Source organism: Microcystis sp. M083S1 (genome assembly GCF_020246405.1).
GTDB lineage: Bacteria > Cyanobacteriota > Cyanobacteriia > Cyanobacteriales > Microcystaceae > Microcystis > Microcystis aeruginosa_C.
Genome location: NZ_JADBTB010000246.1, coordinates 1 through 12,000, shown reverse-complemented (window position 1 = coordinate 12,000; position 12,000 = coordinate 1). Strand labels below are relative to the sequence as shown.

The following is a 12,000-nucleotide window of genomic DNA, read 5'->3' as shown; positions in this document are numbered from 1 at the left end:
TTTAGACTTTTTTTCTCTCAAAAATTGCCGACCATTGGAGTGATTGGGGGGAAAATTCAGGTACTTTTTCCCTGAAAATTAGGTAGTTGACCACCTGAAAATCGATAAAACCCCACACCCCACACCCCACACCCCACACCCCACACCCTGCCACCACCGAAAAACTTTTTCAGCAAGCCCTAAGTTAGACGGACGCAAAAAAACCTCGGCGCTCATCCCGAGGTGAATTTAGGAGATTTGAGCTTATGTTGACGTGAAGTTGACGTAAATTAGCTAAGGGCGTTGATCACATAATCGATGTAGGAATTAGCTTCCACAGCAGCATCCCCACTTAATCCGTGATTGGTTTTGATGTATTTTAAGGCTTCGATATACCAGCTAGGAGATAGTTCAAAGGCACTATTAATTTCACTCAAACCGGCGACTAGATATTCATCGATCGGGCCTGTACCGCCTACCACGAGGGCATAGGTGATAATTCGGATATAGTAGCCGATATCGCGAACGCACTTGGATTTCCCCCGCTCATCGTAGGCATAGTTCGGCCCCTGGAGTTGGGTGGTGTAGGGAAATTTTTGATAGACAGCGTTGGCTGCTTCTTGGGCTAAACTGGGGGCCTTTTGGGCGAGGATTTTTACCCCTTCTAGGGTGATGGCGGCTTGACGGAAACGACCGAACGCCACTTGTAATTCAGCACTGCTGAGAAAACGGCCTTGGGAATCGGCAGTAGCCACCGCTTCGGTTAAAGGTGTCTTGGTCATCGATGGAATTGCTCCTACAAAAGTTTAATCGGATTTAGAGAAGAAAGTCACAGCATCAGGAAACTGCCGCCGCCGCTCGATCGAAGTAAGAAGCGACTTCTGCTAGTAAAGAACTGCAATCCCCGCGAGTGATCCCGTTGGGATCGGCCGCTAGGGCAAGGGAAGCGTCTTTGAGCTTGAGAATTCCGGCCGCAACAGAAGCTCCCGGAACTCCTAGGGCGACGTAGGTTTCCCGGAGACCATTCAAGGCGCGATCATCAAGGATGCTGGCATCGCCGGTGAAGGTGGCATAGGTAACGTAGCGCAGGATAATTTCCAAATCCCGCAAGCAGGCGGCGGCACGACGGTTTGTATAGGCGTTGCCACCGGGGGCAACTAAAACGGGCTGTTCTGAAAACAAACTACGCGCGGCATCGGTAACGATCGCAGAAGAATTACTGGAAAGACGATTGACCACATCGACCCGTTTATTACCATCTTTGACGAAGGCAATTAGGGCATTGACTTGATTCTCGCTCAGGTATTCCCCCCGGGTATCGGCCTGGGAAACGACTTTGGCAAAGGCATCTAACACCATAGTTTTCATCTCCTATAATGATGATTGGTTTCGGCAAAATATCGAGGTTGATTTCTCTGGCTTTTCTTTATTTTTTCCGATAAAGTATCTAGGAGTTTTTTTCTTGGGACTATACTATCGTCCTTGAAAAAAGTTTTACTCTCCCTTGGCCAGATTTTTTTGTATATCGAGGAACAATTCTTGTTAATTGAATTTAGCGTTGATAGGCGCTTCCAGACATACTTCGTTTTTGCCATGAATTATTTTATAGACCATATTTACACCTTTATTTATTAAAAATTGTTTCCTAAAAAAGCAGCAAAAAAATAATTTTTTAGGATAAATCTCAGAAAACTTTCTTAAATGTGTAACCCTATACTAAGAAAAAGTATCGCTCTTTTCATCTCTCTAATAATTCGTTTAAGTTGTTTAAAGAAATGTGCTTTTATATACTAATAATAGTTCACTAAATTAAGAGAAATTTCCCAAGACAACTTTGCCGATTGTGCTTCGATATACAAAAAAAGTGGCAAGGCAAAAAAATCGACAGGGATAATCCCCGCCGACGTTGTCAGAGGTGCCAACACCAGCATTTCGCAGTGTACTCCGACCTAAAAAGTATTGTAAAACATTTAAAATACATATATAATTAAAAATAGCCAACAAGTATAAAGCAAGTGGGATTATGCCGATCGCAAGAGACATCACCCAATTGGTAGGACGGACTCCCCTAGTCCAACTGAATCGAATCCCAGTGGCAGAGGGAGTAAAAGCCCGCATCGTCGTCAAACTGGAAAGTATGAACCCCGCCGCCTCGGTTAAGGATCGCATCGGGGTCAGTATGGTGGAGGACGCGGAAGCCGCCGGACTAATTCACCCCGATAAAACAATTCTGGTGGAACCCACTTCCGGCAATACCGGCATCGCCCTGGCCATGGTAGCGGCGGCCAAAGGCTATCGCTTAATCCTGACTATGCCCGAAACCATGAGTTTAGAACGACGGGCGATGTTAAAAGCCTACGGGGCGCAATTAGAATTAACCCCGGGTAGCCAGGGCATGAAAGGAGCGATCGCCAGGGACGAGGAAATAGTCGAAAACACCCCCAACGCCTATAGTTTGCAACAGTTCCGCAACCCGGCCAACCCGAAAATTCACCGAGAAACCACCGCCGAAGAAATCTGGACCGATACCGATGGTCTGGTAGATATCGTTATCGGTGGCGTGGGAACCGGGGGAACCATTACCGGTATTGCCGAAACCATTAAACCCCGTCGTCTCCAATTTCAAGCGATCGCAGTTGAACCCTCTAATAGTCCCGTCTTATCGGGAGGACCACCCGGGCCGCACAAAATCCAAGGCATCGGCGCCGGTTTTATCCCAGCCATTTTCCGACCGGAATTAATCGATGAGGTGATTATAGTCGATGATACAGAGGCTTTCGCCTACGCGCGACGGTTAGCTCGTCAGGAGGGACTACTATCGGGCATTTCGGCCGGGGCGGCTTTATGGGCGGCGATTCAGGTGGGCAAAAGACCCGAAAACGAAGATAAATTAATCGTCATGATTCAGCCTAGTTTTGGGGAACGTTACCTCAGCACGGCCCTGTTTAAAGACCTCGAAGATATCGACTAATAGGACAGTAAATTGATGGAATTTGCAACGAGGGCGATTCATGGGGGGCAAGAATCAGACTCTAGCCATGGTGGGGTAACGATTCCCATTGATCTCACTTCCACCTATAACACCAGCTTTACTACGATTATCGATCGGGATCGAGAATAGAAACGATTTAAAGCGGCATCTGGAAAAGGCCTTGATTAGTTAGGCGAAGTTTTTATCTCATTTGATGGGTTAAGCAATGTTTTTTGACTCGGAAGATTGGCAAACGATTATTTTTCGGCTCAGTATGGCTATGGCCGTCGGCTGTCTGATTGGTTATAACCGACAGCGAGGCGGTCGTCCGGCTGGATTGAGAACTTTTATCATCGTTAGTCTCGGAGCTGCCATGTTCGTGATGATTCCCCTACAAGCGGAAGGAGATGTGGGTTATGCGTCTTCTAATGCCCTCAGTCGCACTATTCAAGGGGTCGCTTCTGGTGTCGGTTTTTTAGGGGCGGGAATCATCCTACAACAATCCCATCGGGAACTAAATAAGGTACAAGTGAAAGGTTTGACTTCGGCGGCGACTATCTGGTTAGCGGCAGGATTAGGCGCGGCTTCTGGCTGCGGTTTATGGCAGATGGTTCTCGTGGGAACTTTTTTCACTCTCTCCACCCTCAGTGGCATTAAACGACTGAAGAAAAAACAACCTTTAGCCAAATATATTAAAGGTCGGAAGAAAATATCTCGGATCAATCAAGAAATAGACTCATCGGATAATTCAGCGTCTCATTAATAAAAAAAGCAATAAAAATTAATTTTTTTATTAAGAGAGCAAAAGCTTTTCTTTACTATTTTTTGGCTTGAAAAGCTTATGTTTTTGCTGGCAGTTTATCGATTAAAAAATATGATAAATTATTTATGAAATTTCTTTTAAATAAATAACAAATAAATATTTTATATGATAACATTTAGATCGAGTAAACACTTTTCTGAACAGGAGAAAGTCCAACTATGATCAACCGAAATAAGAGCTTTCAAAGCCTCAAAAATCAAGTTTTCCGGCTGCTGATTTTCCTCTTAACTGTCACTTTGCTCCTCGGTGGAAGGGGAAATGCGATCGCCTTGCCGCTACTCCCCGAACCGTTGGCCGTCATTGACCGTGCAACAGCAACCGGTGGCACTGTGGTGGAACCAGTCAAGAACAAAAATGAGGTTTCTAGCCCAAAAATTCTGGAAGATGCCCAAATTGCCTATGAAAAAGCCATCCAAGCGACAAAATCGGCTATCGATGACCTAAAGGCTCAACTAGCCGCTCCTTCTCTCGACAAGAAGATTATCGAAGCTCAACAGGATAACCTAGAGGACTTAGCGGACAATATTGACGATCTAGGGGAAAAAGTGAGTAAATTGACGAAAAAATTGACCAAATCCGGGGCTAAACTCAGTGAAACCCTGCAAAACAACCTTATTACCCTAGAAAATAGCCTTGTTAATACCTCCGAGACGATCGATATCTTAGCCGACGACACCGAACGACTCAAAGACAGTGCTTCCCCTTTCCTGAAAACTCGCGTGGAAAAAACCATCGACGCGGTTAAACAGACTCTACAGGAAAGCGATCGAGCTTGGCAAGAACTGATCTCCTCGGCCACCACGGAACTGGAAAAGACTAGCACCCCGAAATAAATAGGGCTTGCAATGCCATAAAATCAGTCTTTTTTGGGGTAATTATCGTTTTTACCCCAAAATCTTCGCAAAACGCCCTAAATCGTCTAAAAAGCTCCTTTCTCGACGGCCTTGTGCTTTTGACTAGCTAAGTACCTAATCAAAATTAATTACCAATCATGACGCTTACCTATCAACCACCAACCCCCCATCGCTGGCACTTTGATAATCGGGCGATTTTGCCCCTGAGAAACCCTAATTTCTGGAAAATCGAGAGTGGAGTCGTGAAAACCTCCACCTGGTTAGAAGATGGAACCCTGATCGTCTTGGGATTGTGGGGACCTGGCAATTTTGTTGGCAAAACCCTAGAGAGAGTCAATCCCTATCAAGTTGAGTGCATCACTCCTGTGCAAGCAGTTTCCTTTTCCACACTTGAGAGTTATCAAATGGCAGAAATTCTGCTGTCTCATCTTCAGCAAGCACAAGAACTAAGTATTATTCGTAGCTACAAACGTACTGATGTTATGGTTGTGAAATTACTGGCATGGTTAGGCAATCAATTTGGTAAACAAACCGGTACCGGACAATTAATTGATGTGCGTCTAACTCATCAGGATATCGCTGACTTATTAGGAACTACTAGAGTCACAATTACCCGGGCGCTTAATCATCTTGAACAACAGGGGGCCGTGGAACGTCTTCCTGTCCATCGTCTTCTTTTACGAGAGGAGGAAATCTGGCACTACGAGATTTAGAATGGGAAGGATTATCTCTTTTTTCAATCTATGAATTGGTTAGTAGCCCTTTTAATTACTAGCGTGACGAGTTTTGTAGCCACAAATCTTGATGATCTGATGGTGCTAATGTTGTTTTTCTCGCGACTTAATGCTAATTTTCGACCTCGACACCTGATTATCGGTCAATACCTCGGTTTTACCCTGATTCTCCTAGCTAGTTCCCTCGGTTTACTATTTGGGTTACTGGTTTCTAAAGAATGGATTGGTCTATTAGGATTTATCCCTCTAATTATCGGCATTAAACAACTTTTGTCAAGGGAAAATGAGGATTACATTCAAGAAGTAAGAGAAGATGTTAATTATTCTAAAAATCGCTCCTTTATTCCTCGTTTTCCCTCTCAAACCTATTACGTTGCCGCCGTGACTGTGGCTAATGGTGGTGATAATATTGGTATTTATACCTCTCTTTTTGCCAATAATTACCCGATGCACGTCTTAATTATCATGATAATTTTTTATCTCATGATGGGGATTTGGTGCGCCCTAGCTTATTTTTTGATTACCCATCCCAGGATAGCTAAAGTGGTTACAAACTACGGACATAAAATTAGTCCTTTTATCTATATTATTCTAGGAATTTATATCTTAATTGACAGCAAATCCTATCGTTTATTTTTAATGTCTTAACCAAGAATGCCTAAAAATTATCTTTCAGCTAAGTAGGTAGGTGTTAAAAGTTGTCAGACACCCCCCTTATCAAGGGAGGCAGGGGGGATCCCCCCGCCTATCGGCACCCCCCTTATCAAGGGGGGCAGGGGGGATCAGAGGCAAAATCTATCTTCAATTTAATTATAACTACTTACTTAGACCAAGTAATACTAACTCTTTAACCCTTACCATACCCCTAATTCCCTCCCCGATAGTTAAGTAGGTAGGCGTTAAAAATTATCAGATGCTCCCCTTATTAAAGGGGGATTAAGGGGGGACTAAGGGGAGATCGGCACCCCCCTTATCAAGGGGGGCAGGGGGGATCGAACCTAAAATCCATTTTTAATTTAATTATAACCAGCTACTTATCTATGAGCTACATTGACCGGAATCAATTTTCTGCAACTTTCGACATCGCCATTATCGGGGGAGGATTTAGTGGTTCCCTGGTGACAGCGAACCTGTTACGCGACACGGGGACTCCATTATCGATCGCCCTGATCGAGCGCCGAAAACCCCTCGGTACGGGGATCGCCTACGGAACGCGAGACAGCGGCCACCTGCTCAATATTCCCGCCGGCAAAATGAGCGCCTTCGAGGACGATCCCGAACATTTCCTCCACTGGTTAGCGGATAACGGCTATCGATCAATCGATCCGGCCAGCTTCGTCCCGCGTCTAGTGTACGGCAAATACATCCGATCGATCCTAGAAGAAGCGCGGGACAACGCCATTGCCGATCACCGTCTGGAAACGTTTACCGATGCGGCGATCGATCTGGCACTCGACGGGGAAAAGGCGACAATTACCCTCAAAGGAGGCAAGAAAATCAGCGCCGCTAAAGTAGTTCTGGCGCTGGGCAATTTTCCCGCAACGGTTCCCCAACCCCTCGCGTCTCTCAATTCCCTCTATCTCCGCGACGCTTGGGAGACGGACACACTCGCCGAGCTAAAACCCGACGGGACGATTCTGCTCGTCGGTACGGGGTTAACGATGGTGGATATGGTGGTTTCCCTGGCACAAAGGGGATTCACGGGCAAAATCGACGCGGTTTCCCGTCATGGACTGATCCCTCGATCGCACCGACCCACCGATCCCTATCCCCCGTTCCTCACCCTCGAAACCGCGCCCCAGACCACGCGGAGACTCCTAGGGCGGATTCGCGCGGAGGTAAAAACCGCAGAGAGTCAAGGTCACGACTGGCGGGCCGTTTTAAACGCCTTACGTCCGATATCTCAAGGTCTATGGCATTGTCTGCCGATAGCGGAACGCGCCAGATTTCTACGCCACCTGAAAGCCTATTGGGAGGTTCTTCGCCATCGCGTCGCCGACGAGATCGCCGGTATCCTCGATGAGGCTGTAGAATCGGGACAATTAACCTATCATGGGGGAAGAATTGAAACTGCTGAGGTTAAAAACGGCTGTGTAGAGGTTACTATCCGTCAACGGGGGACGGGAAACCTGTTAAACCTAACCGTCGATCGAATCATTAACTGTACCGGCGCGAGTAACGATTACAGGACCATAACCGATCCCCTCGTCGTTCATCTTCGCCAACGGGGGTTAATCCGTTCCCATCCTTTGAATTGTGGTATCGAAACCGCGGACAACGGGGCGATTCTCAGGCCGGACGGTACGGCATCGCCAACCCTCTACACTTTGGGAAATCCCCGCAAAGGCGATCTCTGGGAAACCACCGCCATTCCCGAACTGCGTTTACAGGCGGCCGAACTGGCCCGGGATTTGTTGCGATCGCTGAAAGAGAGAATTTCTCTCCCCGCGGCCTACTCGATCGCATTCCGGCCGGCAGCGCCGATTTTTCGCCAGCTTTTTGATAGGGAATCGAGTACCTACACCTATCTGATCGCTGATTCGGCTACGGGGGAGGCGATTTTAATCGATCCGGTCCTCGAACAGGTTGATCGCGATCGGCAGATTCTTTGGCAGTTGGGGTTAACTCTAGGCTACACGATGGAAACCCATGTCCACGCCGACCATATCACCGGAGCGCACCGATTACGCGAGTTAACCAACTGTTCGATCCTCGTTCCCGAAAACGCGGAAGTGAGCGATATCGATGGTTATGTGCGCGATGGCGACCTCTGGATCGTGGCAGGTCAGCAGCTAAAAGCGATCGCCACTCCAGGCCACACCGATAGTCATATAGCCTATCTCATCGATGAAAAACGCCTATTAACGGGGGATGCACTCTTAATTCGCGGTTGCGGTCGCACCGATTTTCAGAACGGTTCGCCGGAAGTACTATACAGGACGGTGACGGAGAAGTTATTCACCCTCCCCGACGATACGCTTGTTTATCCCTGTCACGATTATCTGGGAAGAACGGTCTCCTCGATCGGTGAGGAAAAGCGCTGGAATCCCCGTTTCGCCGGCCGCAATCGCGAGGATTTTATTCAGTTAATGAATAATCTCAATCTCCCCTATCCCAAGAAGATGACCGCTGCCTTAAGTGCCAACGCACGGGGTGGTAAGGTGGTTTTCGTCATGGATTATCAGATATAAACGGGCAAGCGATACTCAAAAGCCGCTCGATTTCTAGTGCTTCGCTCGGAATGTGACAGATCGTCCGTGGACTCATCGTCTATGTTCGGTCAGGATAGAGCTATGGACGAAAACAAGGCAAAAATTTTAAAAGCGTTGGGTTCGTTAGTAAGACAACACAGAGAAAATCTAGGTATTTCCCAAGAAGAACTAGCGACACGCTCGAATCTAGATAGAACATATATTTCTGGCATCGAGCGCGGGATTCGCAATCCTTCTGTAACCGCTCTTGTTAGTCTGGCGAACGGAATGAACCTCAATGTCTCCAATCTATTAGAAGGCTTGGAAAACAAAGTTAATCAAACCAATGGAAAAGATCGTACAACACGGACAACGTAGACACTCAAAAGCTTCCGAAAGTTACATAGATGTTACTTTTCGATATGATGACGGTACGATTTGGGAAGGCGCGATTCCAGTTGAGTATAGACGTACTGGCGTAGATCTGGCCGAATCTTCGGCAATCGAAGAATATCTTCAGCAAGCTTTTCTATACTGTCATCCGAGTAATTATCCGAAGTGGAGACAAGAACAAGAGGTCTTCTGGTTACAGAAAGAAGCGGAAGTAACAAAATCATTCTTTGATGTACTCATCACTTTTAAATGGACTTGTGTTGCTTGTCAATTACCCCCGAATCCGAATTGGGCTAGAAGGATTCAAGATTTAAAAGAAATGGGATATACGATCGCAACTCATACATCAAAAAAATGCCCGACTTGTGGTTCCAAGAAAACGCATATTATACTTGTTCCTCTACCTCGTGGTGGAATATCTGGATACGAAGTATGGTCGTCATCCCTACGAAAGAAAATCATTGATCTGCTCGGTGGTTATGATGCTTACGAGGGTAAGACTGTAGGGAAAGATAATCTGTTACCCGACCATAAATTTCCAGAAATTCGTTGGGGAAACGATACGAGACGAGATTCATTAGAGCATTTGGCCGATACGGAGATTCGAGAACAATTTCAACTTTTGACGAATCAGCGCAATTTACAGAAGCGTGAAGTCTGCCGTAAATGCTACCAAACAGGGGATCGGGGCTATCCCTTCGGTATCCAATACTATTATGAGGGTGATGAAAAATGGCCGGATACCATTCCAAAAAGTGGAAAAGTGGCGGAAGTAGGGTGTAGTGGCTGTGGATGGTATGATTTGCAGAAATGGAGAATTGCTCTCAACCGCAAGCTATCGGATTTAAATTCTGATTAATCTGCGATTCTTGCTCTAGCTGTAAAGCAACTTTGTTGAGATAAGGAATTAAAGCGTATCCGATACATTCGGCTAAACGTGGGGGAACCGCATTACCAATTTGCCACATAGCTTTTTTCATGGTTCCCTCAAAAATAAACGAATCGGGGAAAGATTGAAGTCTGGCCATTTCACGGGCGGAAATAACTCGATTAAGATGGGGATGAATATGTGTACCTCCATGATTTTCTTTGATGGTCATACTCGGTTTGCCTGGATACTGGCGCTTAAAAGCATCAACGTAGGTTTCATAGAGAGAGCCACCGGGGGGTACTCGTGCGATCCGTTCCATATACTTCGAGGAATGGCGTGTCCATTCATGATTAATTTCGGGAATAGGCGTGTAAGCAGGTAAATCGGAAATAGCCGACTCTATCGGAATATATTGATGAGGTAGTAATTGAGGTTGAGGATAAGGATTAGGTAGATCGAATCTATTAGCTATAAAAATTGCTCTCGGTCTAATTTGAGGAATTCCATAAGCGGCAGATTCAAGAATAGCGATCGAAATATTAGAATAACCGATCGATTCAAACTCTTCTAAGATAGTTTCTTTCACCTTGCCTTTTTGCATCGTGAGAATCCCTGGCACATTTTCCATGACGACATACCAAGGCTGAATTTCAGAAACCACTCTTATAAACTCTTTAAATAATTGATTTCGAGGATCATTGGGATCTCGTTTACCAGCGACCGAAAAACCCTGACACGGCGGACCTCCAACCACTAAATGTATATCGGGTGAGCCTGCCAAGATAAGCCATTTCTCTGCTTGAAAGTCATGAATATCACCACAGAAATGATGGCATTGTGGGAAGTTGTACCGATGTGTTAATGAAGCGACAGGATTGATTTCAACACTTGCTGCTGGATGAAAATTTGCCTGAACTAAACCTTGAGTTATGCCACCAGCACCACAAAATAAATCAATGAAGTTATAAGTTAGATGAGGAGCGATCGGACAATTAACATCCACAAAAACTTGATGTAAATCACGCTTGATGGTCAGTAGTTCCCGTTGAATTTTTTCATAACGTCCTAATTTGACTTTTTTCGTCTTTTCAATATCTTGATTATTTTGAGGGAATAATGATAATTGAAGTTCTGACATTGCTCTGACTTGAATATATATGGTTTATTGTGACACATCGTCCACAAAAAATCAAGTCACGCCTATGGAAGGTAGAGTAACAAAGTCAAGCTACTTTTAACCTAGTCGTCATCAATCCCCGATCGCTCTCTACCCCACCATCCCCAACCGGGGACCATTTCCCATTTCCCAGCCATTCCCGAAAGTGACGAGAAGATCATTCAACGCATCCATATCACCATCCATTAAAAACGCATCGTGACCGTGCGGCGATCGCAAACAAAACAATTCAGAATTGGGGATATATTTCGCCAACTCCTCTTGTTCTACGGGAGGATAAAGAAGATCAGAATCGATCGCCACGATCGCCGTCGGTTGTTGAATCGACTGTAAAACCGATTCGTAACTTTTTCCCGTCCGGGTGACATCATGACGATCCATCGCCCTACTTAAGGTGATATAAGCATTAGCGTCAAAACGTTCGACTAACTTTCTCCCCTGATATTCTAAATAGCGGGCGATCGTAAACTCTCCCCCCTCCCCGTACTCCCGGCCGAAACGGGACTCGAAACTGGCGTGCGATCGGTAGGTAGTCATCGCCATCATCCGGGCTGCCGATAAACCCCGGGCCGGAGGGCGATCGAGCGCATAATTTCCCCCTTGCCAATGGGGATCGGCATAGATCGCTCCCCTTTGAGCCTCTCCTAGTGCGATACACCAGGCCGAATGTCGTCCCGAAGCCGCAATCACAGCGATCGATCGCGTCCTCTCCGGGTACAGTAGCGCCCACTCCAAAACCTGCATTCCTCCCAAAGAACCCCCGATCACCAATCGCAAAGACTCGATCCCCAATGCGTCCACCAACAGCCGTTGTAGGTGAACCATATCCCGGACGGTAATCTCCTGGAAAGTCGGACCGTAGGGTTTACCCAGCAATTCTCATTTTAAAAAGTAACAAGTGATACAGACAGAAACAAAGCTTTAAGCGAGCTACAAAATGCGCTCCCGCGAGTGCGACTGCATCGCAGAGAAGTGAGTATATAGAGTATTTATACTCAAAATATTTG

General features: G+C 46.1%; 13 protein-coding genes and 1 pseudogene. 10 read left to right on the top strand and 4 right to left on the bottom strand.

Annotation, left to right across the window (positions count from 1 at the left end):
* Window positions 1–269 precede the first annotated feature (269 nt).
* Together cpcA and IM450_RS22050 are read right to left on the bottom strand one after the other, a co-directional pair.
* Complete coding sequence (cpcA, locus tag IM450_RS22055) at window positions 270–761, bottom strand: phycocyanin subunit alpha (RefSeq protein ID WP_002803130.1); 492 nt, start codon at window positions 759–761, stop codon at window positions 270–272.
* A 55-nt stretch (window positions 762–816) separates the two neighbouring features.
* Window positions 817–1,335, bottom strand: coding sequence for a phycocyanin subunit beta (locus tag IM450_RS22050; protein WP_002733930.1), 519 nt, complete (start codon window positions 1,333–1,335; stop codon window positions 817–819).
* A 667-nt stretch (window positions 1,336–2,002) separates the two neighbouring features.
* Between IM450_RS22050 and cysK the strand changes: the two genes are divergently transcribed.
* The 10 genes and pseudogenes from cysK to IM450_RS22000 all read left to right on the top strand — a co-directional run bounded on the left by cysK (window position 2,003) and on the right by IM450_RS22000 (window position 9,804).
* Window positions 2,003–2,950 carry a cysteine synthase A gene (gene cysK / locus IM450_RS22045; protein ID WP_287668313.1) on the top strand — a complete coding sequence of 316 codons (948 nt, stop codon included), beginning with the start codon at window positions 2,003–2,005 and terminating at the stop codon, window positions 2,948–2,950.
* A 15-nt stretch (window positions 2,951–2,965) separates the two neighbouring features.
* Window positions 2,966–3,100: a hypothetical protein gene (locus tag IM450_RS22040; RefSeq protein ID WP_287668310.1), complete on the top strand. Its 135-nt coding sequence runs from the start codon at window positions 2,966–2,968 to the stop codon at window positions 3,098–3,100.
* 76 nt (window positions 3,101–3,176) lie between these two features.
* Entirely contained in the window at window positions 3,177–3,713 is a 537-nt protein-coding gene (locus IM450_RS22035; protein WP_002793801.1) for an MgtC/SapB family protein, read from the top strand.
* A gap of 218 nt (window positions 3,714–3,931) precedes the next feature.
* On the top strand, window positions 3,932–4,606 hold the full coding sequence (locus tag IM450_RS22030) for a hypothetical protein (RefSeq protein ID WP_287668307.1): 675 nt from the start codon (window positions 3,932–3,934) through the stop codon (window positions 4,604–4,606).
* A 158-nt stretch (window positions 4,607–4,764) separates the two neighbouring features.
* Window positions 4,765–5,340: a Crp/Fnr family transcriptional regulator gene (locus IM450_RS22025; RefSeq protein WP_287668304.1), complete on the top strand. Its 576-nt coding sequence runs from the start codon at window positions 4,765–4,767 to the stop codon at window positions 5,338–5,340.
* Between the two features lie 30 nt (window positions 5,341–5,370).
* Window positions 5,371–6,009, top strand: a complete 639-nt coding sequence (locus tag IM450_RS22020; protein WP_002803137.1) for a cadmium resistance transporter — start codon at window positions 5,371–5,373, stop codon at window positions 6,007–6,009.
* Window positions 6,010–6,401: 392 nt separating this feature from the next.
* A pseudogene (locus tag IM450_RS22015) lies at window positions 6,402–6,881 on the top strand (FAD/NAD(P)-binding protein); the annotation flags it as partial.
* A gap of 963 nt (window positions 6,882–7,844) precedes the next feature.
* On the top strand, window positions 7,845–8,552 hold the full coding sequence (locus IM450_RS22010) for an MBL fold metallo-hydrolase (protein WP_287668316.1): 708 nt from the start codon (window positions 7,845–7,847) through the stop codon (window positions 8,550–8,552).
* Between the two features lie 81 nt (window positions 8,553–8,633).
* Complete coding sequence (locus tag IM450_RS22005; RefSeq protein ID WP_228020860.1) at window positions 8,634–8,930, top strand: helix-turn-helix domain-containing protein; 297 nt, start codon at window positions 8,634–8,636, stop codon at window positions 8,928–8,930.
* Window positions 8,899–9,804, top strand: coding sequence for a restriction endonuclease (locus IM450_RS22000; protein ID WP_106908934.1), 906 nt, complete (start codon window positions 8,899–8,901; stop codon window positions 9,802–9,804). The genes IM450_RS22005 and IM450_RS22000 overlap by 32 nt, the downstream gene beginning before the upstream one ends.
* Here IM450_RS22000 and IM450_RS21995 read toward each other — a convergent pair.
* A complete protein-coding gene (locus IM450_RS21995) occupies window positions 9,770–10,954 on the bottom strand; it encodes a DNA cytosine methyltransferase (RefSeq protein WP_052276021.1) in 1,185 nt (394 codons plus the stop codon). The two genes, IM450_RS22000 and IM450_RS21995, sit on opposite strands and share 35 nt — an antisense overlap.
* Window positions 10,955–11,083: 129 nt before the next feature.
* A complete protein-coding gene (locus tag IM450_RS21990) occupies window positions 11,084–11,869 on the bottom strand; it encodes a homoserine O-acetyltransferase family protein (protein ID WP_287668298.1) in 786 nt (261 codons plus the stop codon).
* Window positions 11,870–12,000: the final 131 nt, after the last annotated feature.